Genomic DNA, 24,585 nt, shown 5'->3' on the forward strand with positions numbered 1-24,585 from the left:
CGTGCCCAACCGGAAGCCCGAAGCCTCGCCGCCACGAAAGGAGTCTGTCAAGAAGTTGAACTCACCTAGTTTCCGGAGGGTGTTGTCCCGCTTCGTGCGGAGTCTGCAGGCGGTCTCCGGGGATCTGGCACAATGCGCAGGTGAAGCCGCCAGGCAGCGCGCGAGCGAGGGAGGCGTCATGGGGGGCAGGCAACGCCCGACCATCAAGACCGTGGCAGCGCGCGCCGGCGTCGGACGCACCACGGTTTCACGAGTCATCAACGGTTCGGAACTCGTCAGCGAGAAGGCCAGGGCCGCCGTGCTCGCCGCCATCGCCGAACTGGACTACGTACCGAACTCGGTCGCCCGGGGGCTGGTGACCAGCCGGACGAACTCCGTGGCCCTGGTGATCCCCGAGTCGGCGAGCAGACTTGGCTCCGAACCCTACTTCGCGGCGGTCATCCGCGGGGTCAGCACCGCCCTCGCGGAAACCCGGACACAGCTCCAACTGGTGCTCGTACGCGACCAGGCCGAGCGGGACCAGCTCACCGAGTCGGTGGCGGAGCGGCGCGTCGACGGGGTGCTCCTGGTCTCGGTGCACGAACACGATCCGCTGCCGGGGCTGCTGGAGGACATGGGCCTGCCGACGGTGCTCGCCGGCCGCCGCTCCCCCGCCGAGTCGCTCAGCCACGTGCACTCCGACAACGCGGGTGGAGCCGCGGCGGCGGTCAGGCACCTGCTCGCACGAGGGCGGCGGACCATCACCACGATCAGCGGTCCCCTCGACATGGACGTGGCGCGCAGTCGGCTCCGGGGCTGGCGGGAGGCCCTCGAGAAGGCAGGTCACGAGGTCACCGACCGGCTGGTGGTCTCGGCCGACTTCACCGAGGAGGGCGGCGAGGCCGCCATGCGTTCACTCCTTGGACAAGTACCCGGACTTGACGCCGTGTTCGTCGCCTCGGACGTCATGGCGGCGGGAGCACTGGCGGAGTTGCGCAGACAGAAGCGCGGCGTCCCCGACGACGTGGCGGTGGTCGGATTCGACGACTCCATCATCGCCCGGCACAGCAATCCGCCCCTCACCAGCGTGCGTCAGCCCGTCGAGGAGATCGGCAGCATGATCGCCCACATCCTCATCAAGGAGATCGGCGATCCTGAGGAGCCGCGTCAGCACGTCGTTCTTCCCACCGAACTCGTGGTACGCGAATCCTCGTAAGTTCATGAGAGGCGCCGGCAGTTGATGCTTCCCGGGGCGCCGGGCGGCTGGGTGCCGCCGCTGCATCCGCTGAGCTGCCCGCCGCTCTGCACCGCGACCGCGCGGAAGACTGTCGCCCGGGAACACGCGAGTGCGTACGACATGGCGGCGCCGTAGATGAAGCCCAGGGCGAAGCGCTGTGTCGTGTCGACGCACAGGTCCGTCTCGATGCGGCTGAGAATGTCGTCGACGAGGGTGACGTCCTCCCCCACCGGCATTGGCCCAGCCGTTGTCGAGACCCTGGGGTGCCACGAAGATGGCACTGTTGTTCGCCAGCCGCTGGAGCCCGTAGTAGGCCCAGGTGCCCGTCTCCACGGTGCGGCCGGTGGCGACGTCTGCGGAAGGTGCCGCCCAGCCAGTGGAGCCCGAGGACCAGCCCAGCCGGTAGGCGCGGTTGCGGACCGGGCTCCGCGGCGCACGCGAGTTTCTTCGCCGAGGCCACGACGACCGCCTCGGGTGTCCGTAGGCGGCAGTCACCCTTGGGTCGGCCGGTCCTCGCGCGGCACGCGCCACGACCCCCGGCAAACCGCAACACATTCCTTGACACGAATATTCTTCATAGTGAATACTTAAGGCCATGGACGCACTCCTCACCGCACTGGCCGACCCGGCCCGCTGGCGTCTCCTGAGCCTGCTGGCCGAGCGACCCCGCTCGGTCGGCGTTCTCGCTCAGCTCACCGATGCACGCCAGCCCCAGACGACCAAGCACCTGCAAACCCTTGAGCGCGCCGGCGTCGTCACGTCCCAGCGCACAGGTCAGCGCCGCATCTACACACTCCGGCCCGGTCCCCTGCGGGACCTGGCAGCCGCACTCAGCCAACTCGCCGACACCGCGGACCAGGCCGACGGCCCGGGTGAGACTCACGACCGTTACGGACTGAGCGTCGACGCGGAGCGGCTCGCCGCACAGGAGTCGGGATGGGCCGACGGCCGCTCGTTCACCTTCCACCGGTCACTGACAGGGCGCCCCGAGCTGGTCTGGCGCCACCTCACCGACACCGCCCTGCTCACGCACTGGTGGACCCCTGAGGACCTCCGCGCCTCCGAACTCGTCTTCGAAGCGCGCCCCGGAGGACGGATCGTCCAGGAGTACCGCGATGCAGAAGACATCGCCGACTCCCACCCGGTCGTCGGGCGCGCGGACGGGGTCGTCGACGACGTACGACCCGGTGAACACCTCGCCTATCGGCTGTCCCCTCTGCTTCCTGACGGCCGCCTCGCTTTCACCGCCCACGTCGCCATGTGCCTCGGCCCCACCAGCACCGGCACGGACCTCGACGTCCGCTGGCGAATCACCGACAGCACCGTCGACTCCGCGGACTTCATCGCCGGCATCGAGATCGGCTTCGGCCAGAGCCTCGACAAACTAGCGGCGACCCTCACCGCGTACGCACACGACACCTTTACCGATACCGACAACACCGCCACCAGGAGCGCGAGATGACACAGCAGACCGTTGGCCGCCGAGTAGTCACCAACATGGCCCTCTCCCTCGACGGCCACTACGCCGCACCCGACAACCCGCTGGACATGCGCTGGGTGATGCCGTACGCCGTGACCGACGTCGCCCGCGACCATCTGACCAGCCTCTGGGAGCCGGCGACGACGGCCCTGCTCGGGCGGGTCAACGCCGAGGGATTCCTCGGTTTCTGGCCCACCGTCATCGGCATGGAGGGTGCCGACCCCCGCGACGAGGCCTTCGCGAAGTGGCTCGTCGACACAGACAAGGTGGTCCTCTCCTCGACCCTCGACAAGACGCCGTGGGAGCGTACGACGATCGTCGACAAGCCAACCGGCGAGGTGGTCACGGACCTCAAGGCCACCGAAGGCGGCGACATCCTCGTGCTCTCCAGCGCGAGCGTCGTCAAGGCGCTCCTGACGTCCGACAAGGTCGACCGGCTGGCGCTGACGATCTTTCCGGTCTTCCTCGGCGGCGGGCCCCGCCTCTTCGACGACGGTCTGCCCGCGAACCAGTGGACACTCGTCAGCCAGACCGCTGGCGAGCATGGCACGTTGGCCCTCGTCTACGACCGAGTCCGCTGAGTCGCCCGACCGGCCCGGTCATCCGAAGGGGACCGAGGTACTCCGAGAGGCAGTCAGGCCGTGGACGTCTCCATCGCCGAGGTGACGGCTTGTCCGAACCACGGCATCCAGTGACGTGTCACCCGGATGATCGCCGCGCCGAGGGAGAGGGCAGACCTGACGCGCGGGATCCGCCGGTATCCGTCTCTCGGCCGGGCCGAGAGACGGATACCGGCGGTCACGTACCGCCTCAGCCGGTCATGACAGCGGCGGGTAGGCGTTCCGGACCAGCTGCTGGAACTGGGCGGAGAACCAGCGTCCGGCCAGCGGTGAGTTCGGCAGTGCGCCCGTGAGGTTGTTGCCGTTGCGGGCGTTGCCGCCGTACGTCGGGTCGCACATCCGGTCGAAGCCCTTGCCCTCGTCGTTGGGGATGGCGGTGCTGTTGCCGTCCGACTCCCCCGGCGGCTTGACCCACACGTAGGCGTCGATACCGGCGGCCGGAGCCGCGGTCGACCGTTCGCCGATGCCCGCGCCGCTCTGGTTGCACCAGTTTCCGGCGTGGATCCGCCGGTCGATACGGCTGGCGTCGACGTAACCGTCCACGGTGGTCTGCGAACCGGGACCGGTGGGCCGGGCGGAGCCGCCCCAGCCGTTGCGCGAGGTGTCGATCAGCATGCCCAGTCCGGAGTTGAATCCGGCCGCGACGAGCTTGTCACGAAACGCCTGGGCGAAGGACTGCTCGTCCACGTACTGGTTCCAGTCGACCCACTTCGACTGGCGCACGGTCTGACCGCTCACCGTGTCGGTGACCTTGAGGTACGGCTCCTTGGTGGGGCTGTAGTTCGCGGTGTTCACGATGAAGCCGGCCACGTCGTTCACGCTCGCGCCGTTCGTCGTCGCGACCCTCTGGAACTGCTGCACCGCGGGAGCGAGGTTGCTGTCCCAGCCGAGCCAGCCGTGGTGGGCGGCGTCGATGTAGTTGTAGACGCCGGTGATGTTGCCTAGCTTGTCCAGGGCGTAGCCGACACCCTTCTCGTAGTTGCCGTTGGCCTTCATTGTCACGCAGGCGTCGGTGGTAGTGGGGGTGCCGCCTGCGTTGGTGACCAGGTTGGGCAGTGAGTCGGGCTCGATGACGGTGGCGATCCGCAGGCCTGCGTACTTGGCCTCGGACAGGATCGACACGATGGGGTCGATGTACTGGGACTTGTACTTGTCGAGGTCGTTGGGCCCCAACTCGCCATTGGAGGCGAGGGCGGCGCAGTCGCGGCCGGGCAGGTCGTAGATCACGATCTGGACGACGAGTTCACCGGAGCCCTTCTGCTTCAGGGCCTCGTCGAGGTGGGCGCGCAGGCCCATGCCGCCGTTGACTCCGTTGATGGCGGCGATACGGTCGAGCCACACGGCGGTGGGCTGGTTGGCGATGCTGCTGCCGCCCGGTTCGGCGGCGGCCTTGGCGGACCACTCCGGGTTCACGTACACCTTGGCGCCTGTGTAGGGGTTGTCCACACGACTGCCGGTGCCGCCACCGCCGTCTCCGCCGCCAGTGCCTCCACCGGTACCACCGCCGGTGCCTCCACCAGTACCGCCGCCGTTGCCTCCACCAGTACCGCCGCCGTTGTCGACGTTGCAGGCGACACCGTCGAGCGTGAAGGTGGCGGGCACACTGTTGGTGCCGCTGTAGGAGCCGTTGAAGCCGAAGCTGACCGAACCGCCGCTCGCGAGCGCGCCGTTGTAGTTCTCGTTGGCGGCGCTGACGTCGGCACCGCTCTGGCTGACCTTCGCGTTCCAGCCGTTCGTGACCCTCTGGTTGCCGGCGTACGACCACTTCACCGACCAACTCGTCTTCGCGGCCGCGTTGTTGGTGATGGTCACGGCGGCGGTGAAGCCGGTGTCCCACTGGCTCTGCACCTTGTAGTCGACAGTGCAGGGGATGGACGAAGTGGCAGCGCCGGCCTGGCCGACGATGAGCGCAGTCCCCGACGTCCCGGCGACCAGCGCCAGGGCGGCGAGCAGCGATGTCCTGGTGTGACTCATGAGTGGGGGCTTCCTTTTCTTGATGTGGACGTGCGGATGCAGGCCGCGCGACCGGTCGCGCGAGCCGACGCCCTACGGGTGGCAGTGCCTTCGTAGGCGGAGATCAAGGACGGATCGGAGGAGGAGTCCTGCACTTTCCGGGTCCGGCCGGACAGGACAGGAGAGGCTCACGGTCGTCGCACCACGTCATGCCCCGGTCGACGAGCGACGGCAGGGTGGCGTGCTCGACCGGCTCGGACTTAGTCGGTGCGGATTTGCTCGCCGGCGTCACGGCCACTGATCGGCTCAACGCCCTGGAAGGGGCTGCCCCACTGGCTGGTGACGGCGTGTCCCACTGTGCGCGCGGCCGTGGCTCCCCGGGCCGAGAACACGGGTGGAACAGCGCTCAAGAGAGCGTCGCTGACTAAAAGTACTGAATGCGGGGGGTGTCGCATGAGCGAGTCCTTACCTCTTGGCGCGCCGCTACGAGCACGCCGAGTGATGGAACCGCTCCCACTGGTGAGGAGGAAGTTAGCGTCAACTGGCCGGGTTTCATAGGGTCCTTGCGAAACTTTCGCTCCCATCGGGTCAGTTCGAACATTGAATACGTCGGCATCTTGACCGATCCCGCCTTCATCTCCACGATGGGAGCGCTCCCACTGGATTCCCCCCCTCGGCATCTCTCCGTGAGTCGCGTGACGCAAGGAGAAACAGCACATGGATCCCGGACGCAAACGCAGAGCCGTACGGCGGTTCTGGACCGCAGCCGCCGCTGTGTTCGCTCTACCCCTGTCGATGCTCGCCGGCGGCACGACCACCGCGAATGCGGCGTCCGTGCAGTGCAGCGTCGACTACAAGACCAACGACTGGGGCTCCGGCTTCACCGCCGACCTCACCCTCACCAACCGCGGCAGCGCCGCGATCGAGGGCTGGACCCTGACCTACGGCTACACCGGAAACCAGAAGCTCGCGAACGGGTGGAACGGCACCTGGTCCCAGGCCGGTCAGGCCATCACCGTCAAGAACGCCTCGTACAACGGCACCATCGCCCCGGGCGGCGCCGTCTCCGCGGGCGCGCAGTTCAGCTACAGCGGCAGCAACGCCGCGCCGACCGGCTTCGCGGTCAACGGCACCAGCCGCCGATCACCGTGCTGACCAGCCCGGCTGCCGGCGCGGTCTACTCGCGGGGTGACGCCGTACCGCTCGCGGCGACCACGGCCGCCGCGGACGGCGCGAACATCAGCAAGGTGGAGTTCTACGACGACACAACCCTGCTGGGCACGGACACGAGCGCGCCCTACACGCTCTCCGCCGACGGCTTGGCTGTGGGCAGTCATTCCCTGCTGGCGAAGGCGTACGACAGTCTGGGCGCGTCGGCGGAGTCCACTCCGGTCGGCATCACGGTCGGCGCGGGTCCCGCCGTGGTGGCCTCGACCGGTCAACTCGCTGTCCAGCAGGGCAAGTCGGCGGCGTACGACGTGAAGCTGTCGACCCAGCCGCCGGCCGACGTGACCGTGACGACCGCCCGGACCGGCGGCAACACGGGGCTGTCGGTGACCGGCGGCACGTCGCTCACCTTCACCCCGTCGAACTGGAACACCGCGCAGAAGGTGACCGTCACGGCGGACTCCTCCGGCACGGGCGCGGCGACCTTCGAGTCGACAGCCGCCGGACACGGCAAGGCGGCGGTGACGGTCACCCAGATCGCGGCGTCCAAGACGTACGACGCACGGTTCCTGGACCTCTACGGCAAGATCACCAACCCGGCCAACGGCTACTTCTCCCCCGAGGGCATCCCCTACCACTCGGTCGAGACACTGATCGTCGAGGCGCCGGACCAGGGCCACGAGACCACGTCGGAGGCGTACAGCTACCTCCTGTGGCTCCAGGCCATGTACGGGAAGATCACCGGCGACTGGACCAAGTTCAACGGCGCCTGGGACATCATGGAGAAGTACATGATCCCCACCCACGCCGACCAGCCCACCAACTCCTTCTACAGCGCCTCCAAACCGGCGACCTACGGGCCCGAGGAGGACACGCCGAACCAGTATCCGACCGCGCTCGACCCGTCCGCGCCCGTCGGTTCGGACCCGCTCGCCGGTGAGCTGAAATCGGCCTACAGCACGGACGACGTCTACGGCATGCACTGGATCCAGGACGTCGACAACACCTACGGCTTCGGCAACACCCCGGGCGGCAAGTGCGAGGCCGGCCCGACGGAGACCGGACCGTCGTACATGAACACCTTCCAGCGCGGCCCGCAGGAGTCGGTGTGGGAGACGGTGCCACAGCCGACCTGCGACGCCTTCAAGTACGGCGGTAAGAACGGCTACCTGGACCTGTTCACCGGGGACAAGTCGTACGCCAAGCAGTGGAAGTACACCACCGCCCCGGACGCCGACGCACGCGCGGTGCAGGCCGCCTACTGGGCGGACGTCTGGGCGAAGCAGCAGGGCAAGGGCAGTGACGTCTCGACGACCGTAGGCAAGGCCGCCAAGATGGGCGACTACCTGCGATACGCCATGTACGACAAGTACTTCAAGAAGATCGGCAACTGTGTGGGGCCCTCATCCTGCCCGGCCGGTACCGGCAAGGACGCCTCGCACTACCTGATGTCCTGGTACTACGCGTGGGGAGGCTCCACCGACACCGCTGGGGGTTGGGCCTGGCGGATCGGATCCAGCTTCGCCCACAGCGGCTACCAGAACCCGCTGGCCGCCTACGCGCTCAGCTCGTACGCCGATCTGAAGCCCAAGTCGGCGACAGGACAGGCGGACTGGAGCAAGTCACTCCAGCGGCAGATGGAGTTCTACCGCTGGCTGCAGGCGGACGAGGGCGCGATCGCCGGCGGCTCCACCAACAGCTGGGCGGGCCGTTACGCGACGCCGCCGGCCGGGAAGTCGACGTTCTACGGCATGTACTACGACGAGCAGCCGGTCTACCACGACCCGCCGTCCAACCAGTGGTTCGGCTTCCAGGCATGGTCCATGGAGCGGGTCGCCGAGTACTACCAGCAGACGGGCAACGCTTCCGCGAAGGCGGTCCTCGACAAGTGGGTCAAGTGGGCACTGTCCAAGACCACGATCAACCCGGACGGCAGCTACCAGATTCCCTCCACGCTCAAGTGGTCGGGCCAGCCCGACACCTGGAACGCGTCAAGTCCCGGCGCCAACAACGGACTTCACGTCACCGTCGCCGACTACACCAACGACGTCGGGGTGGCGGCGGCCTACGCAAAGACACTCGCGTACTACGGCGCCAGGTCCGGTGACGCGGCGTCGAAGTCGACGGCGAAGGCGCTGCTGGACGGCATGTGGAGCCACTACCAGGACAGCCTCGGTGTCGCTGTTCCCGAGACCCGCACCGACTACAGCCGGTTCAACGACAGCCTCTACGTGCCGAGTGGCTGGACCGGCAAGATGCCGAACGGCGAGACCATCGACTCGTCCTCGACGTTCTCCTCGATCAGGTCCTTCTACAAGAGCGACCTTGCCTGGTCGAAGATCGAGGCCTACCTCAAGGGCGGCGCCGCGCCCGTCTTCACCTACCACCGGTTCTGGGCCCAGTCGGACATAGCCCTGGCCATGGGCTCGTACGCGGAACTCCTCGAGTAACCCCCGCCGGCGATCCGCGTACGCGACCCCGTCGCCTGGTGACGGGGTCACCCGGCCGGGCAGCCCCTACCCCTCACGGGGGCTGCCCGGCCCTCTCACGCGATTCCGGCACGGACACGCCGCACCGTAGTCCCCGAAGCACGTCCTGGCCCCTCTTCCGACCCGCTCAGGCCGCCCGCGGAACGGCACGGAATTCACCTACGCAAACGCAGTCCACCGGAACCCCGACCAACGGGTTCCGCACTCGACGACCGGCGATAACACCCATACCACCCTACGAGGAACGGGAGCGCTCCCAATTCGCGGGTGCACGGCACCCGCTCCGCTCCTGAAGTCGTGTGCTCGGTTGCCTCCGGCCGGTAAGATCGGTGATCTCTTGGGGAGGCGGTCATGGGCAGACGACGCCCGGGCACACCGACGCTGGAGGAGGTGGCCGTCCATGCGCGGGTGGGACGGGGCACGGTCTCCCGCGTCATCAACAACGCGGCGGGCGTGAAGGAATCGACACGTCGGGCCGTCCAGCGTGCCATCGAGGAACTGGGTTACGTGCCCAATCTCGCAGCCCGTTCCCTGGCCGGGCGGCGGGCCGACGCCGTCGCCCTGGTCATGACGGAGCCGGACTGGCGGCAGTTCGCCGAGCCCTTCTTCTCCGAGATCGTCCGCTCGCTCGGAGACGCGCTGACGGACACCGGGATCCAGCTCCTGCTGACCCTGGTCCGCTCGGACACCGAGCGGCAGCGCTTCCTCGAGTACGCGCGCGGCGGCCGGGTCGACGGAGTGCTGCTGATGTCCGTGCACGCCGGTGATCCGCTGCCGGACATGCTCGCCGAAGCCCGGTTGCCGACAGTGCTCCTGGGCCGCCGCTCGGGCGAGGAATACGTCAGTTACGTCGACGCGGACAACATCGGCGGAGCCCGCAGCGCCGTCTCCCACCTGCTGCGACAGGGCCGCAGAAGGGTAGCGACGATCACCGGGCCGCTCGACCTGTACGCCGCCCAGTGCCGACTACGCGGCTACGAGGAGGCCTTGGCGATGGCGGGCCTGGAGGGCGAGCCGACACGTGTCGCCGAAAGCGACTTCACGGCGGAGAGCGGACGCCGGGCCATGGCCGAGCTGATCGAGCGGTATCCGGACATCGACGGCGTCCTCGCCGCGTCGGACACCACAGCCGCGGGGGCCTTGGAGGCCCTGCGCGCGGCCGGCCGCCGGGTGCCCGAGGACGTCGCCGTGATCGGTTTCGACGACTTTTCACTGGCCCAGCGGACCGAACCACCGCTCACCACGGTGCGCCAGCCGATCGAGGAGATCGGGCGTGCCATGATCCGGCTGCTCCTGGAGGAGATGGAGGAGGGCGCCGTGGCCTGGCGTCACGTCATCCTCCGTACGGAGCTGGTGGTACGCGAGTCGACCTGACCCTTCGTCGGGAACTCGTTCGGGGAGCGCTCCCGGAGGCGGCATGCTGTTTCTCGGTGCCCCTGTCTGACCTGCGGCGCCGAAATCGGTTGGACAGGTTCATGCCGACAGTCTTGTCAGGGACCTGAACGATCCCTACAGTCCCAGCCGAAGCCCGGATTGGGAGCGCTCCCATTAACAGAGTTGTCGGAGCCCTTCCGTACCCCCCATCCCTCGGAAGAGGATCCGCATGCGTCCTTCCCCGCACCATGCCCGCAGCGCGCGTGGCCTGTTCGGCGCGCTGCTCACCTCCCTCGTCTCACTCGCCGCGCTTTTGACCACAGCGTCAGTGGCGCAGGCCGACACCACGATCTGCCAGGCCTTCGGCACAACGACCATCCAGGGCCGCTACGTGGTTCAGAACAACCGCTGGGGTACGAGCGCCACCCAGTGCATCGCCGTCACCGACTCGGGGTTCAGGGTCACCCAGGCTGACGGATCCGTCCCCACGAACGGCGCTCCCAAGTCCTACCCGTCCGTCTACAACGGCTGCCACTACACCAACTGCTCGCCCGGAACCAACCTTCCCGCTCAGCTCAGCACCATCTCCACCGCGCCTTCGAGCATCTCGTACAGCTATGTGAGCAACGCGGTCTACGACGCCGCGTACGACATCTGGCTCGACCCCACGCCCCGTACCGACGGCGTCAGCCGGACCGAGATCATGATCTGGTTCAACAAGGTCGGATCCGTGCAGCCCATTGGCTCCCCGATCGGCAACGCCACCGTCGGCGGGCGTGAGTGGCAGGTGTGGTCCGGCAGCAACGGCTCGAACGACGTGCTGTCGTTCGTCGCGCCGTCGGCGATCAGCAGCTGGAACTTCGACGTCATGGACTTCGCCCGGCAGGCCGTCTCGCGAGGACTCGCGCAGAACAACTGGTACCTGACAAGTGTTCAGGCAGGGTTCGAGCCCTGGCAGAACGGCGCGGGTCTCGCCGTGACCTCGTTCTCCTCCACCGTCAACAAGGGTTCCTCCACCGACCCGGGCACCCCCAGCGACCCGGGCACTCCCGGAGGAACCACTGCCTGCAAGGTGGCGTACGGGGCGAACGTCTGGCAGGGCGGCTTCACCGCCGATGTCACCATCACCAACACCGGCTCCTCCCCCGTCAGCGGCTGGAAGCTCGCGTTCACCCTCCCCTCCGGGCAGCAGATCACCAACGCCTGGAACGCCGGCCTGTCCGGGTCGTCAGGAGCGGTCACAGCGAGCAACGTGTCCCACAACGGCGAGGTAGCGGCCGGCGGCCAGGCGACCTTCGGGTTCCAGGGCTCGTCCAGCGGCACGTTCGCCAAGCCGACCGCTTTCAGCCTCAACGGCACTGCCTGCACCGCCGTGTGACATACGTTCACCTTCCGGGGCCCGCCTGATTCCTCCGCCCGGACCGGCGGGCCCCGGCGGCCGCACAACTTGCTCCCGGCTCCACAGAGTTCAGCCCCTCCGAACCAGCCGACGCCCCGACGCCGTGCTCGGGTCGGCCTTCACGGCCGCGCCGTCCCCGGTCGACGGCTGGTTCGGAGGGGCTCACTGCCGGCGGCGGGGTCAGTGCCGTGCGAACTGGACCCCTGTCGACTGCACGACATCCGGGCGCACAGCGATCCCGTTGACGGTCAGCCGTTCGCCGTAGATGTCGGTGATCCTGATCGCGCCGCCGCACCCGCTGCCGTCGGGGGAAAGAAAGTAGTTGTAGTCGGTGCGGGTCAGTCGTCGCCAGCCGCCGCTGGTGCGGACCTCGAGCCGAGCAAGCGGGTTGCGGTGGCCGATCGCCTGGATGCCGCACCAGTAGGGACTGGATCCGTTCTTGTAGCGGATCGAGATGGTGCCCACCGTGTCGGAGCTCAACAGGCTCCAGGTGATCGCGACCCGGCCTGTCGAGACGGGGACCAGCTTGGCGAAGGCCTGCTCACTCAGGTCGAGTTGCCCAGGCACACAGGGCAATGGGCATTCGTTGGTGATCTTGACCGTGACGGAGGCGCCGTTCGCCGTGTGGACGAGCACATATGCCCCACAGGCAGCGGACGTCTCGTAGTCGGTGGTGTTCATCGCGGCGATCATCATGTCGTCGCTCGGCCCGTACGAGCAGGCACCGTCGCCCACCCCGGCCTTGTAGACAGTGGCGACTCCCTGGTAGGTGCTGTCGGGTCGAATCCGTCCGGCCAGGGATGACGTGGCAACAGCTGTCCGCGGGGAGGCCGACGTCGGTGACGCCGACGGCCTCGCGGAGGCCTTCGGGGCCGCAGCGCTCGCCGATGCGGACGCAGCGTCGGCCGACGGGGTCGCGGAGGCGGCCGACGGGGAGGCTGTGGCGGGCTTCTTCTCCGGCGACGCCGACGTGGGAGTCTCCTCGGAGTTGGCAACGGCCGTGGCCGGGGCCGGACCGGCATCGTCCTTGCCGTCGGGTGGCATCGTCATGACCAGGCAGACGAGAAGACCTGTGACGGCCAGCCCCGCCGTGGTGCCCACCATCAGCCCGCGTCGGCGCCTGCGCTGCCGTGCGGCCCGGCGTGTTTCTTGCATGTCCATCCGTTCGGAAGAGCGTGTTGCTGTTGCACTCCTCAGTGGCCACAGGCGGCGAAAAGGTTGCCGCCGACTTTTCGGTCGGGTCGGGCGCCTGGAACGAGGGGCCGGGCGGAAGATCTGGGCGCGGCCTCCGTGACGTCGCCCTCCTCGCCCAACAGCGCGTGGCAGGCGGGTTCGAGGCGAGTGGTGGGGTTCTCAGCCCACGGGACCCCGGCCACGTGGTCCCCGTACTCCCACCCCAGGGCCCTCGGGCGGGAGCTCGGCTCGCTCCGGCAGCAAGTCGCGCTGCCGAGGTGTCCCGCGTGCCGGACCTGCGGGCGAACGGGCCGGGCAGCGGCGCCGATCCGACCGTCACCGGCCATCAGCCGGGCAGCCTCGACCGTGCGGAGGGAGACGCGCGGTGCGCCGATACGCCAACGGTCGCAGGAGCGCTCTACGTCGGGTCGAGATCGGTGAGCAGCAGATGGTGGTCCGAGTTCGAGGTGGGTTGCACCCGGTGCCGGAGCGGAGTGACACCTCGCAGGAAGACGTAGTCGAACTTGCTGTTCCAGTCGGTGGTCGGCTCACACGCGCCGCCGGAGGAGGGACGGCACTGGGCATCCGTGTCCGCGGCCATCGCCCACATCGGGGTGAGTTCGGGAGCGTCCGGCACCGCGTTGAAGTCGCCGAGAACGATCGCGCGCTCGTACCGGGTGACAGCTGCGGCGAGTACCCGGGTCTGCCCTGCTCGGAATGCTTCCTGACGTCGCTGGGCGAGGTGTGTGTTGAAGACCCGGACGGGCCGGCCGCCGACCTCGGTGGTGACTGCCATGTACCCACGGTCTTCGGATCCGCCGTCGGGGTATTCCACGTTGACGCGGTCTGTCATCGGTGCAGCGGAGAGGATCGCCTGACCGAAGCCTCCCGGGCTCCACGGCACTCCCCCGCAGCGGCCCCAACTCTGAAGAACCGAACCATACTTGACGTGGTAAACCAGCCCGTATCGGCGCTCCAGGTAGTCCCGGATCCCCTCGACGTCACGCACACACGCTTCCTGCAGACCGATCACCTGGGGCGCATACCTGGCGATCTCCCCTGCCCGGTCGGCGTTGCTTTCGTCGCAGGGGTTGCAGATGTTCCACGTCATGACCCGGTTCGGAACGACATCCCGCACGGCATCGACAGGCAGTGACCTCGCGAAGAGGGTGTCGCTCGGCGCACTGGGACCGACGAGCAGCATGCAGGCCAGGGTCAATGCGCCCGCGAGCAACTGCGTACCCCTGCCGAGCATCGTCGCCTCCTCAATGCGCTGCACCCGTCATCTGACGTCTCCCCGCACGAGGTTAGAGGACGGAGCTGTCAGCATCACACGGCCGCAGGTCGTATCCGGTTCATCGCCGCCGAGCGCACCGACACCACGGTCGAAGTCCTGCCCTACACCACAAGGCCGCGGTGCGGCTGGGTGGGCGAGTGAGCCGAAGTCGTGGACGGAGTTCGTTTTGCCCCGGGTTCGCCTGCACCGGAGTGGGCACTTGGCTGTGAACCGAGTCAGGACTCCTGGAGGTGTGACGTGGCGGTACGACATCGTCTGATCAAGGTGAGTCCGCAGACCGTGTGGGCCGTCCTCGCCGACGGCAGCCGGTATGCGGAGTGGGTGGTGGGAACGTCGGAGTCCAAGCCTGTGCGGGGGCAGTGGCCGCAGGTGGACTCGGCGATCTGCTACGAAGTCCGGGTAGGCCCGCTGCGGCTGACCAACGAGACAGCTGTCCGGCATTGCGAGGAGGGCTCCGAGCTGGAATTGGAGGCGCAGGCAGGCATCCTGGGAACGGCGCGGATCGCCATCGAGCTCCGCCCCTGGGGAAAGCACTGCCTGGTCATCGCGGACGAGCACCCGCTGCAGGGAGCGGGCGGACTGCTCCACAACTTCGGAGTGGATGCACTGATCCAACTACGCCACCGCGCGATGCTGGCCCGGCTCGCCCGGGTCTGCGAGGCGCAGGAACGGGCCGAACAGTTGGAAAGCCTCCGGGGACGCAACAGGCCTGCGGCTCTCGGCGTCCACGGTGGTCGCGCCTGACAGGGTGGTGATCGGCGCCGGCCCCCATGCGCTTGTGGCGGCCAGCCTGCCGGCTGACGAGGGACGTGGCGTGCAGGTACTCGACGTGCGGGTGTCCTGACCACCCTGCACACCGGCGCCGAGGCCCTCGGCCGCGTCGCCCGCCGCACGAGGTGTCCTCGGGTTCGGGTTCGATCTCGGCGGCCCGGCCGCCGTCAACACCAGTACTGCCGCCACGATGAAGCACTCCGCGCTCGGCAAGGACCGCCGACGACCTGATTGTCCGCAGTGGCCGTGGGGCGCCTTCAAGGCGAGGGTGGCCACGGTCCGGCCGGCCCTGGAGACAGGTGACCATGCGTGCCGAGGAGGTCACCTCGATGTCTTCTCCGCCGGCAGGGTCGCGGTGACCTCCCAGCCCCGGTGCTCGGGGCTGGGTCCCGTGCGCAGTGCGCCGCCGAGCGCGGTGACCCGTTCGGTCAGTCCGACCAGGCCGAAGCCGCCGCCCCGCGCGGCCTGCGGCAGCCGGGTGCCGCCACGGCCGTCGTCGCACACCGTCACCTCCAGCACACGGCCGTCGTGGGCCAGGCCGACCGTCACCTCGGTGGCGTCCGCGGCGTGCCGCCGTACGTTGGTGAGCGCCTCCTGCACGACCCGGTAGGCGGCCACCTGCACCTCATGGGGCAGGCCTTCGGGCACCGAGGGATCGCGGTGCAGGGCGGCCTTGGGGCCGACGGGTCCACTGAAACCCTCCACCAGTTCGGGGAGCGCGGCCAGATCGCCCGCCGGGTGCCGACCGGTGTTCCCGGTTTCCGGGACCTCGCGCATCAGGCCGACAGTGCGGCGCATGGAGGCCAGGGCCTCGGTGGCGGAGCGTTCGACGTCCGTCAGGATCGTGTTCAGGCGCTCGGGGTCCGTCGTGGCGAGGAGCTGGGCCACCTGCGTCTGCACGAGGATCCCGGTGACATGGTGGGCCACGAAGTCGTGCAGGTCGGCAGCCATGGCGAGGCGTTCGGCCCGCTGGGTCTCGGTGACCGCCACGCGGCGGCGATGGTCCAGCACACGCAGGTACCCGGCGAGTCCGGCCACCGCACAGACCGGCAGCAGCATGCCGAACGGGTTGACCGACGACTCGCCGGAAGCCTCCCTGTAGGGCAGCGCCAGAACCGCCGCGGCGTCCAGAACGCCACAGACCACCGCCCACCGCACCTGACAGTCACGCACCGCGATCAGGAGCAGGCAGAGCAGGGTCGCGATTTCTCCGGGTCCGGACAGCGCCTCCCGACCGGACACGAACACGGCCGCCGTCACGGCGCCGGAGAGGACCGCGGGCACGGCGGCGCGCACCGCCACGGTGAGCCGTGCCGGCCGCCGGGCGACGGGCCAGAGGAGCGCCGCCAAACCGATCGGCAGCACCACCGGCTGAGGCCATCGCGAACCGTCACCGAGGCCCGCCATCAGCAGATCCGTGGCTGCCGTCAGCAACAGAAGGACGATGCCGAACGCGGTCAGAAGGCTCCGCGGACGGCCGTCGGGTCCGGTACGCGTGCCGAGGGCGCGCACGCTGCTCAGGAGATCCACGGCGCGACACTAACCTCCCACCGGCGAAGCGGGATCAGCCGAAAGGCCACTTGCGGCAACTGGGACGGCCGCACACACCGGCCGAACGGCCGAGTCCTCGCGCGGGACGAGACGTCTCACTATTTTTCAGTGCCCGCAAGGGCCACATATCAATTCCCGGCGGGACAAGACTCGGTCCCGGCCGACGGGACTCCCCCGCCGACGGCCCGGGCGGCCCCGGCTCACGCGCCCCCTTGTGGGCCAGGGGCCGCCCGTACGCCCGCGCCGGCCGGCCTCATCGGCACCCGCGCGTACGGGCATGGCCAGTCTGCTGGCGGCAACCGGGCTCACCGCCGCGAAGGCCGTCCACGACCAGTACCGCACTTCGCGCCGGTCTCCACGGAGCCTTGCGACCTGCCCCGGTCTGCCGGCCGGTGGCACGTTCGTGCCATGTGTGGGCAACCGGCGCGAATTGCCTGACCTCGGCAGCCGAACGTAGGTTGGGCGTCGATCGATGGTGTGTTCGCAGGTCGAAAGGTACGACCCGGTGGGACGACGCGAGAAGCCGCTTGACCCGGATGCGGGGCCGGCCCAGCGGCTGGCGCACGAGCTGCGGCTGCTGCGCGAGAAGGCGGGGAAGCCGCCGTACCGGGAGATGGCCGAGCGAGCGGGCTACTCGACGACCGCCCTGTCCCAGGCGGCGGCCGGCGACCAGTTGCCGTCGCTCGCGGTGGTGCGGGCGTACGTCCAGGTGCTGGACGCCGACCCCGACGAGTGGGAGCGGCGCTGGCGGGAGGCGGACGCGGAGGTGCGGGCGTCCTCGGCCGAGGAGCGGGCCCCGTACCGGGGGCTGGCCCGCTTCGAGCCGGGTGACAGCGACCTGTTCTTCGGCCGGGACCGGCAGGCCGGCGAGCTGCTGGACCTGGTGCGCGCGCACCGGTTCGCGGCCGTGTTCGGTCCCTCCGGCAGCGGCAAGTCGTCCCTCCTGCGTGCGGGGCTGATCCCCGCGTTGCGGCAGGCGCAGGGCGCCGAACGCCCGGCGGTGATCCGAGTACTCACACCCGGTGAACGGCCGGCGGGCGCGCACGAGGAGGCCCTCGTCGCGGCCGACGGGGATCTGGACACCTGGGTGATCGTCGACCAGTTCGAGGAACTGTTCACCCTCTGCCACGACCGCCTGGAACGCGTTCGCTTCCTCGACCTGCTGCTGCGCGCCCGCGCCCCCGGGAGCCGGCTGCGCGTGGCCGTCGCCGTACGCGGCGACTTCTACGGACACTGCGGCGCCGCCACCAGTTCCTGGTCGCCTCCGGGGATGTCCTCGGCGTCCGGCTCACCACCCGGGACGGCTCCGCGGCAGGGAGCGGGCTGAGTGTGCGCACCTACTGGTACGACGGTCAGGGGGGGGCGCCTACCGCACCGCGCTCGCGCTCGTCGGCGACGGCTCCCGCGCCGCCTTCCTCGCCGCCCTGAAGAAGCAGCTCGAGGGACGGGAGGGCACGGACGCGGGCACGGTGGACGAGGCATTCACAGACCCGTCGAATCTGGCCGCCGTCCTGGACGACATGGCCTTCACCGCCGACGGCGGACTGCGGGTGACCTTCGACCGGGGTGAGGTCGGCACCCCGGCGGCCGGCTCCTACGTCGTGACCCTCTCCAGGGCGACGGTCACCCCCTGGCTGTCCGCCTTCGGCGAGCGCGTCCAGCGGCAGACCGTCCGGCCGTTCGGCTCACTGGACCTCGGGGCGGCCTCCACCCCCACCGCGGCCGTGCCCACCCACACCGCCTCCGGCGACGACGACACCGACTGCGAGAAGGTCAGGTGCGTCGCATTGACCTTCGACGACGGGCCCGCCGCGCCGGAAACCTCGACCCTGCTGACATACCTCGCGCAGTACGACGCCAGGGCCACCTTCTTCACGGTCGGCCAGAACGTCGTCGCGCACCCGGACCTGGTCCGCGCCGAGGCACGCGCCGGCAACGAGGTGGGCAACCACTCCTGGAACCATCCCGATCTCACCAAGCTCACCCCCCGGCAGATCTCCTACCAGTTGAACCGCACGAGCGCCGCCATCAAGGCCGCGACCGGCAAGGCCCCCGCCCTCTTCCGCCCGCCCTACGGCGCCGTCAACAGCACTGTCCGCCACGCCACCACGCTCTCTCCCGTGCTGTGGACCCTGGACACCGAGGACTAGAAGTACCCCGACGCCGCGAAGATCTCCCGGACCGTCATCGGCGAGGTGCGGCGCAACGACGTCGTCCTCCTGCACGACATCCACCCCACGTCGGTCGCCGCGGTCCCCGAGATCCTGCGCACGCTGACCGCCCGCGGCTACCATTTCGTCACGGTCAGCCACCTGCGCGCCACGATGTGACCTCCGGCAGGCCCGTTTCAGTGCGCCGACCGCACGGGAAGGACCACGGCCGACGGACGGTCTCGGCCGTGATGGACCTGCTGCTCGGCGGCGCGCAGCACGGTCGCCTTGGCGCGGGGCTCTCCGGTGCCAGGGTTGCGGTTGTAGCGCGGGAGGCGCCGCTGGAGACCTGAACGCGAATCCGGTGACCGCTCTTGAAGCGGTACGCCGTCGGCCACAGTTCCACCCTCGCGCAGCCTCCCTCGTCCGCGTCGGTGAGGGTGATCAGGCCGTCGCAGATGTTGAGCGAGCGGCCCTTCTCGACGACGTCGCACAGCCGGACGAAGACGTCGGCGTGCGGCAGGGACGAGCGGAAGAAGATCTCGGCGCTCACCTCGCCGATGATCTCGACATCCTGTTCCAGCACGGGGGTGGTGCAGGTGAGAACGTCCGGCCGTGCCTCCAGCTTCGCGTTGTCGACCCGTCCCGGCTTGACGGTGAACCACACGAAAGGTGGTACCCCCGGCGGCCTCCCACGAGGCCGCCGGGCAGGGCCGGTTGCTCGCCGGTCGAGTGTTCCCTGCCGTGAACGGGCCCCTTCAGGGATCCGAACCGTCCATGTACGGCAGGGCCGCACCTGTGAATGAACGTCCAACCTCTCGACAAACCTGGGGTGACCGGCGGTAACTTCTGCCACGTCCCCACCGCAACCGCTTTCCCTCCCCAGGAGACACTCCCCCATGCGCAGACTCTTCGCCTGCCTGGCGGCCGGCGCCGCCGTTGTCGGCGGACTCACCGTGGCCGCTCCGCCCGCCTCGGCCGCCGACTCGGGCAGCTTCAGCGTGCTGACCTACAACGTGGCCGGCCTGCCCGAGGCCATCTCCAGCGCCCCCACGCCTCGCGAGTCCAGCACCACGACGATCGGCGAGCGCATAGCGCCGTACGACATCGTCAATGTCCAGGAGGACTTCAACTACCACTCCTACCTCTACGCTGCCGACACCGCGCATGCCTACCGCACCGCCACCAGCGGCGGCGCCGGCATCGGCAGCGGGCTCAACACGCTGTCGAAGGTCGCCTATGACGAGGACGACTTCGAGCGGGTCGGCTGGAACGCCTGCACCTACGGTTCCGGCGACTGCCTGACGCCCAAGGGCTTCACCTTCATGCGTGAGCGCCTCGCCGAGGGTGTCTACGTCGACTTCTACAACCTGCACACCAACGCCGGTACCAACGACGACGACCTCGTCGCCCGCGCCGCGAACCTCAGCCAGCTCTCCGACTTCATCGCCGGTCACTCCGCCGGCAACGCCGTCGTGGTGATGGGTGACACCAACACCCGCTACACCCGCTCCGGCGACACCATCGCCGAGTTCAACGCCGCCAACGGCCTCACCGACGCCTGGGTCCAGCTGATCCGCGGCGGTACACCGCCCGTCAAGGGCAGCGACGCCCTGGTCTGCGACCAGACCGGGACCACCGTCCCCAACACCTGCGAAGTCGTCGACAAGGTCCTCTACCGCGGCAGCAAACTCGTCTCGCTCAACGCCACGTCCTACAACAACGAGCACGCCAAGTTCCTCACCGACGCCGGGCTCATGCTCTCCGACCACGACCCGCTCACCGCCGGCTTCACCTGGTCGCGCAATGCCGCCTTCCAGCTCAGCGACCAGTTCGGTGGCCCGCACGGCGACTACTACAACGACATCGGCAGTGTCACCGCCGGCGCCCGCGCCACCACCATCGCCCTGCGCGCCGGCTCCCGGGTCGACCAGCTGAGTGTCACCCTGGCGAGCGGCACCACGCTCGCCCACGGCGGAACGGGCGGGACCGCCTCCTCGCTGACACTGGGCAGCACCGAGTACGTGACGACGGCGTACCTGTGCCAGGGCGTCAAGGACTCCAACACGCGGATCTTCTACGCCAAGTTCACGACCAACCTCGGCCGCACCCTGGCCGGCGGCACCACCACCTCCGACTGCGTCACCCGGACCGCGCCGACCGGCTGGCAGATCGCCGGATTCCACGGGCGCTCCGGTGACGAGGTCGACAAGGTCGGCTTCATCTACACCCAGCGCTGAGCGACCGACGGGCGTGGCCTGTGCGCACAGATTTCACCAATGATGTACGAGGTGATTGACGCGCACATGGCTACGCCCTACCTTCTGACCGATTCACCGAACCATGTTCGGCATATCGACCAACGGTGCGCGGCCTTCCGCCTCGCGTGCTGATCAGGAAAGGCTTTCCATGTCGTACCCCCTCGCGCCCGGCTGGGCCAGACGCATCACCATGCGCGTCCTCGCCCTCACTCTCGCGCTGGCCGGCCTGACGGCCGTGGCCGACCGTGATTCATCGGCGTCGCCGGTCACCGAGCCGGCCGCCGTCAGCACCACCCAGGTCGCCGTCACTCCGCCGTCGATGGGCTGGGCGTCCTGGAACAGCTTCGCCAGCAGTATCGACTTCGACGTCATCAAGCAGCAGACCGACGCTCTGGTCTCCTCCGGCATGGGGGCGGCCGGCTACCAGTACGTCAACCTCGACGACGGCTGGTGGCAGGGCGACCGCGCCTCCGACGGCACCATCACCGTTGACGCGGATCTGTGGCCGACCGGCATGAAGGCCGTCGCCGACTACATCCACAGCAAGGGTCTCAAGGCCGGCATCTACAGCGACGCGGGCAAGAACGGCTGCGGCTACTACTACCCCACCACCCGCGACGCGGCCCCCAACACCGGTATGGAGGGCCACTACCAGCAGGACCTGGAGACCTTCCAGCGCTGGGGCTTCGACTACGTCAAGATCGACTGGTGCGGCGGCAAGGTCGAGGGCCTCGACCCGGAGACGACGTACAAGGCGATCGCCGCCGCCAACGACGCCGCGACCGCCGTGACCGGCCACAAGCTCGTGCTGTCCTTCTGCGAGTGGGGCACCGGGCTGCCGTGGAACTGGGCCTCCGGATACGGCGACCTGTGGCGCACGAGCACCGACGTCATCCTGTGGGGCCAGACCGCGACCACGGGCATGATGCTCACCAACTTCGACCGCGGCCTGCACCCGGCCGCCCAGCACACCGGGTACTACAACGACCCCGACATGCTGATGGTCGGCATGAGCGGTCTGACCGCCGCCCAGAACCGGCTGCACATGGGGCTGTGGGCGATCTCCGGCGCCCCGCTGCTGGCCGGCAACAACCTCGCCACGATGAGCACCGCCACCCGCGACATCCTCACCAACCGCGAGGTCATCGCCATCGACCAGGACACCCGCGGGTTGCAGGGCGTCAAGGTCGCCGAGGACACCCGCAACCTTCAGGTGTACGGCAAGGTCCTCGCCGGCACGGGCAAGCGCGCGGTACTGCTGCTCAACCGCACGTCCTCCTCCGCCTCGATGACCGTACGCTGGGCCGACCTCGGCCTGACCAGTGCCTCCGCGTCGGTGCGCAATGCCTGGACGGCCACCAACGCCGGTTCCAGCGCCACGAGTTACTCCACCACCGTCCCGGCGAACGACGCTGTCCTGCTCACCGTCTCCGGCACCGAGGCGTCAGGGTCGACCTACGAGGACACCACCACGGCCACCACGCCCACCTTCAGCGCCGTCACGACCGGCGCGGCCGGCACCAAGCTGGTGGACATCACCTACGCCAACGGCGGCAGCACCGCCCGCAAGGCCACCATCCAGGTCAACGGCCAGTACAGCCAGCTCGTCGCCTTCCCGCCGACCGGCTCGGCCACGACCTACCGTACGGTGTCCGTCCTGGCGCACCTGGGCAAGGGCACCAACACCGTGCGCTTCGCGGCGGTCTCCGGCAGCACCACGCCCGACATCGACGCGATCCGCGTCCAGGCCATCCCCGGCACGAACGGCGTCACCCTTGTCGGCGCCGCCTCGAGCCGCTGTGCCGGCCTGGAGAAGAACACCGTCACCGACGCCTCCCAGGCCATCCTGTGGGACTGCTTCGGCGGGCAGAACGAGACCTTCACCCAGACCTCCCGAGGTGAGCTCGTCGTCTACGGCAACAAGTGCCTGGACGCCGACGGCGCCGGCACCACCAACGGCACCAAGGTCATCATCTGGGACTGCACCGGCGGCACCAACCAGAAATGGACCGTCAACTCCGACGGCACCGTCACCAACGACCTGTCGGGCCTGTGCCTCGATGCCGAGCTGGCGGCGACCACCAACGGCACCAAGCTGCTCCTGTGGACCTGCAACGGCCAGACCAACCAGCAGTGGACCCTCAACTGACCTGACCTGACCTGCTCCACCACGACGCCCGTCGCCGGGCCGGCCGTCAAGCCGGTCCCGGCGGCGGGCGTCGTCGTCGTCAACAGGCAGCAGGCAGCAGGCAGCAGGCATGGGAAAGCTCGTGGGCGCGTTGTCGGCGTGAACCGCTCGTCCTTCGTCCCGCTCCTCGACGACCTGAGACCCGCTCCCTTGCGGGTGAGCGCAAGGGAGCAGGTCTCGCATCTCAGCTGAACAGCTTCGCGATGAACGGCGCGGTGTCCCTCTCCGACTGGACGAGAGTGCCGCTGTGATCGGACAGGTAGCTGCGGAACGTGACCGGCTGGGAGTGCAGTTTCAGCGCGGCCACATAGAGCAGTGTGGTCGCGTAGGGGACGTCGGTGTCGAGGATGCCGTGGCCCATGAAGAACGGCTTGTCGAACCCGTCCTCGGGCATCTTCATGTAGGCGTTCACCGTCGAGCCGAAGTTCGGCAGGGTCGCCAGTAGCGTGGTGAAGTAGTCGCCGATCGAGACGCCCTTCAGGTGTCCCTCGAACTCGACGACACACTCGGTCTCGGCCATCGTGAGGTACTTGCGGCCGGTGTCGGTGAGGACGTCGTCAATGCCGAGCTCAGGGTGGGAGAACCTCAGGCTGGCGAAGAGGTAGGTCAGGTAGGCGGTGAGTCCCGGAGTGAGAGCGACCGGCGGCAGCTTCGGCCCGATGGGCAACAGCAGGTTCTCGATGTACGCCGGGGTGCCGGTGCCGACCGCGCCTCGGTAGTCGAGGCCGGATCCGCCGAACTCGGTTGCGTACCGGGCGGTGTAGATCGCTGCGCCGCCGCCCTGGGACTGCCCGACAGCGACCCACTTACGGGCCAGGTGCCGGCCGGCAGGAAGAGTGCTCGCCCACTGGTAGCCGGCCTTGACCATGTCGACGACGTTGTGTGCGGTGGTCCTGCCGTCGAGGTACGCGTGCAGCCCTGGGGTGCCCAGGCCTGCGTAGTCACTGGCGACGATCGCGTAGCCCTGGGCGAGGAACTTCGCCAGGTGGTCGCGGTCGCGCTCGGGCAGTGCCGGGCCCATCACCGACGGAGCGCAGGAGTCTCCGAGGCCGGAGGTGCCGTGCGCCCAGGAGATGACCGGCCAGCCGCCCTGGGGCGCCTCCCCTTCGGGCAGGAAGACGACGCCCGTGCTGGTACCCGACTCCCCGAACGTGTTCTGGGTGACGTAGGTCAGGACGACCGCCTCGCCGGTGCCGGGCAGCCAGAGCTCTTGACGCAACGGCGCGACCGCGAGCACCGAACCGGCGGGCTCCGAGGCGACCGCCTCGACGGATCGGCTGTCGGCCGCCACCGCGGCCGAGCCGGCACTCGCGGTGCCGATGGCCAGGACGAGCACCAGGCCCAGCAGAACCGCGTGTCCGAATCGGCCCATCGCCTCGCTCTTCGGGTCTCGAACCTTCATCGAGTTCCGCCTTTCCCGGTAATGCCGCAGGTGAGGATGCGAGCATTCGTCGATCCGCTGAGCTGCCCCGGTGCCGTTCCGCACCGGGAGGTGG

At 68.9% G+C, this 24,585-nt stretch carries 18 protein-coding genes and 2 pseudogenes; 12 read left to right on the forward strand and 8 right to left on the reverse strand.

The window, feature by feature from the left end; genetic code table 11:
- The first annotated feature begins 178 nt into the window (after positions 1–178).
- A complete protein-coding gene (locus G3I71_RS22295; RefSeq protein ID WP_164316605.1) occupies positions 179–1,195 on the forward strand; it encodes a LacI family DNA-binding transcriptional regulator in 1,017 nt (338 codons plus the stop codon).
- A gap of 44 nt (positions 1,196–1,239) precedes the next feature.
- Here G3I71_RS22295 and G3I71_RS22300 read toward each other — a convergent pair.
- A pseudogene (locus tag G3I71_RS22300) lies at positions 1,240–1,633 on the reverse strand (cellulose-binding protein); the annotation flags it as partial.
- A gap of 178 nt (positions 1,634–1,811) precedes the next feature.
- Here G3I71_RS22300 and G3I71_RS22305 point away from each other — a divergent pair.
- On the forward strand, positions 1,812–2,678 hold the full coding sequence (locus G3I71_RS22305; protein ID WP_164316606.1) for a metalloregulator ArsR/SmtB family transcription factor: 867 nt from the start codon (positions 1,812–1,814) through the stop codon (positions 2,676–2,678).
- On the forward strand, positions 2,675–3,277 hold the full coding sequence (locus G3I71_RS22310) for a dihydrofolate reductase family protein (RefSeq protein ID WP_164316607.1): 603 nt from the start codon (positions 2,675–2,677) through the stop codon (positions 3,275–3,277). Before G3I71_RS22305 ends, G3I71_RS22310 begins: the two co-directional genes overlap by 4 nt.
- Before the next feature lie 53 nt (positions 3,278–3,330).
- On the opposite strand, the gene G3I71_RS22315 is transcribed toward G3I71_RS22310, so the two are convergent.
- Both G3I71_RS22315 and G3I71_RS22320 read right to left on the reverse strand, forming a co-directional pair.
- On the reverse strand, positions 3,331–3,498 hold the full coding sequence (locus G3I71_RS22315; protein ID WP_164316608.1) for a hypothetical protein: 168 nt from the start codon (positions 3,496–3,498) through the stop codon (positions 3,331–3,333).
- Between the two features lie 16 nt (positions 3,499–3,514).
- Positions 3,515–5,290 (reverse strand): glycoside hydrolase family 6 protein, encoded by a 1,776-nt coding sequence (locus tag G3I71_RS22320; protein WP_164316609.1) that lies wholly within the window; start codon positions 5,288–5,290, stop codon positions 3,515–3,517.
- 696 nt (positions 5,291–5,986) lie between these two features.
- Here G3I71_RS22320 and G3I71_RS22325 point away from each other — a divergent pair.
- The 3 genes and pseudogenes from G3I71_RS22325 to G3I71_RS22335 all read left to right on the forward strand — a co-directional run bounded on the left by G3I71_RS22325 (position 5,987) and on the right by G3I71_RS22335 (position 11,677).
- Positions 5,987–8,886 (forward strand): annotated as a pseudogene (locus tag G3I71_RS22325) (glycoside hydrolase family 48 protein).
- Positions 8,887–9,276: 390 nt separating this feature from the next.
- Positions 9,277–10,299, forward strand: a complete 1,023-nt coding sequence (locus tag G3I71_RS22330) for a LacI family DNA-binding transcriptional regulator (RefSeq protein WP_164316610.1) — start codon at positions 9,277–9,279, stop codon at positions 10,297–10,299.
- 229 nt (positions 10,300–10,528) lie between these two features.
- Positions 10,529–11,677: a cellulose binding domain-containing protein gene (locus tag G3I71_RS22335; protein WP_164316611.1), complete on the forward strand. Its 1,149-nt coding sequence runs from the start codon at positions 10,529–10,531 to the stop codon at positions 11,675–11,677.
- Between the two features lie 201 nt (positions 11,678–11,878).
- Here G3I71_RS22335 and G3I71_RS22340 read toward each other — a convergent pair whose 3' ends face one another.
- Together G3I71_RS22340 and G3I71_RS22345 are read right to left on the reverse strand one after the other, a co-directional pair.
- The gene (locus G3I71_RS22340) at positions 11,879–12,853 is read right to left on the reverse strand and encodes an expansin EXLX1 family cellulose-binding protein (RefSeq protein WP_164316612.1); all 975 of its coding nucleotides are present in this window, start codon (positions 12,851–12,853) and stop codon (positions 11,879–11,881) included.
- A gap of 436 nt (positions 12,854–13,289) precedes the next feature.
- Positions 13,290–14,126, reverse strand: a complete 837-nt coding sequence (locus tag G3I71_RS22345; protein WP_164316714.1) for an endonuclease/exonuclease/phosphatase family protein — start codon at positions 14,124–14,126, stop codon at positions 13,290–13,292.
- Between the two features lie 279 nt (positions 14,127–14,405).
- Here G3I71_RS22345 and G3I71_RS22350 point away from each other — a divergent pair, with 279 nt between their 5' ends.
- Positions 14,406–14,912 (forward strand): SRPBCC family protein, encoded by a 507-nt coding sequence (locus tag G3I71_RS22350; RefSeq protein ID WP_164316613.1) that lies wholly within the window; start codon positions 14,406–14,408, stop codon positions 14,910–14,912.
- A gap of 348 nt (positions 14,913–15,260) precedes the next feature.
- Here G3I71_RS22350 and G3I71_RS22355 read toward each other — a convergent pair whose 3' ends face one another.
- On the reverse strand, positions 15,261–16,346 hold the full coding sequence (locus tag G3I71_RS22355) for a sensor histidine kinase (protein WP_164316715.1): 1,086 nt from the start codon (positions 16,344–16,346) through the stop codon (positions 15,261–15,263).
- Between the two features lie 649 nt (positions 16,347–16,995).
- Between G3I71_RS22355 and G3I71_RS22360 the strand changes: the two genes are divergently transcribed.
- The 3 genes from G3I71_RS22360 (at position 16,996) to G3I71_RS52305 (ending at position 18,820) form a co-directional block, all read left to right on the forward strand.
- The gene (locus tag G3I71_RS22360) at positions 16,996–17,817 is read left to right on the forward strand and encodes a helix-turn-helix domain-containing protein (protein WP_343243035.1); all 822 of its coding nucleotides are present in this window, start codon (positions 16,996–16,998) and stop codon (positions 17,815–17,817) included.
- Positions 17,818–17,959: 142 nt separating this feature from the next.
- Positions 17,960–18,640 carry a polysaccharide deacetylase family protein gene (locus G3I71_RS22365; RefSeq protein WP_164316615.1) on the forward strand — a complete coding sequence of 227 codons (681 nt, stop codon included), beginning with the start codon at positions 17,960–17,962 and terminating at the stop codon, positions 18,638–18,640.
- A gap of 45 nt (positions 18,641–18,685) precedes the next feature.
- Complete coding sequence (locus G3I71_RS52305; RefSeq protein ID WP_275409252.1) at positions 18,686–18,820, forward strand: hypothetical protein; 135 nt, start codon at positions 18,686–18,688, stop codon at positions 18,818–18,820.
- Here the strand turns inward: G3I71_RS52305 and G3I71_RS22370 are convergent.
- Positions 18,795–19,307: a CocE/NonD family hydrolase gene (locus G3I71_RS22370; protein ID WP_203731032.1), complete on the reverse strand. Its 513-nt coding sequence runs from the start codon at positions 19,305–19,307 to the stop codon at positions 18,795–18,797. The genes G3I71_RS52305 and G3I71_RS22370 overlap by 26 nt on opposite strands.
- Positions 19,308–19,539: 232 nt before the next feature.
- Between G3I71_RS22370 and G3I71_RS22375 the strand changes: the two genes are divergently transcribed.
- Together G3I71_RS22375 and G3I71_RS22380 are read left to right on the forward strand one after the other, a co-directional pair.
- Positions 19,540–20,880, forward strand: coding sequence for a jacalin-like lectin (locus G3I71_RS22375; RefSeq protein WP_164316616.1), 1,341 nt, complete (start codon positions 19,540–19,542; stop codon positions 20,878–20,880).
- Between the two features lie 169 nt (positions 20,881–21,049).
- A complete protein-coding gene (locus G3I71_RS22380) occupies positions 21,050–23,050 on the forward strand; it encodes an RICIN domain-containing protein (protein ID WP_164316617.1) in 2,001 nt (666 codons plus the stop codon).
- A 223-nt stretch (positions 23,051–23,273) separates the two neighbouring features.
- On the opposite strand, the gene G3I71_RS22385 is transcribed toward G3I71_RS22380, so the two are convergent.
- Entirely contained in the window at positions 23,274–24,491 is a 1,218-nt protein-coding gene (locus tag G3I71_RS22385; RefSeq protein ID WP_203731035.1) for a S9 family peptidase, read from the reverse strand.
- Between the last annotated feature and the right edge of the window lie 94 nt (positions 24,492–24,585).

The organism is Streptomyces sp. SID12501 (assembly GCF_010550245.1).
In the GTDB taxonomy this organism is placed as follows: domain Bacteria; phylum Actinomycetota; class Actinomycetes; order Streptomycetales; family Streptomycetaceae; genus Streptomyces.

Excerpts from the sequence above, each read along its gene's own strand:
- G3I71_RS22295 (WP_164316605.1), top strand. The coding sequence starts at position 179 with ATGGGGGGCAGGCAACGCCCGACCATCAAGACCGTGGCAGCGCGCGCC.
- G3I71_RS22305 (WP_164316606.1), top strand. The coding sequence starts at position 1,812 with ATGGACGCACTCCTCACCGCACTGGCCGACCCGGCCCGCTGGCGTCTC.
- G3I71_RS22310 (WP_164316607.1), top strand. The coding sequence starts at position 2,675 with ATGACACAGCAGACCGTTGGCCGCCGAGTAGTCACCAACATGGCCCTC.
- G3I71_RS22320 (WP_164316609.1), bottom strand. The coding sequence starts at position 5,290 with ATGAGTCACACCAGGACATCGCTGCTCGCCGCCCTGGCGCTGGTCGCC.
- G3I71_RS22330 (WP_164316610.1), top strand. The coding sequence starts at position 9,277 with ATGGGCAGACGACGCCCGGGCACACCGACGCTGGAGGAGGTGGCCGTC.
- G3I71_RS22335 (WP_164316611.1), top strand. The coding sequence starts at position 10,529 with ATGCGTCCTTCCCCGCACCATGCCCGCAGCGCGCGTGGCCTGTTCGGC.
- G3I71_RS22340 (WP_164316612.1), bottom strand. The coding sequence starts at position 12,853 with ATGCAAGAAACACGCCGGGCCGCACGGCAGCGCAGGCGCCGACGCGGG.
- G3I71_RS22345 (WP_164316714.1), bottom strand. The coding sequence starts at position 14,126 with ATGCTCGGCAGGGGTACGCAGTTGCTCGCGGGCGCATTGACCCTGGCC.
- G3I71_RS22355 (WP_164316715.1), bottom strand. The coding sequence starts at position 16,346 with ATGGCGGGCCTCGGTGACGGTTCGCGATGGCCTCAGCCGGTGGTGCTG.
- G3I71_RS22375 (WP_164316616.1), top strand. The coding sequence starts at position 19,540 with ATGCGCAGACTCTTCGCCTGCCTGGCGGCCGGCGCCGCCGTTGTCGGC.
- G3I71_RS22380 (WP_164316617.1), top strand. The coding sequence starts at position 21,050 with ATGTCGTACCCCCTCGCGCCCGGCTGGGCCAGACGCATCACCATGCGC.
- G3I71_RS22385 (WP_203731035.1), bottom strand. The coding sequence starts at position 24,491 with ATGAAGGTTCGAGACCCGAAGAGCGAGGCGATGGGCCGATTCGGACAC.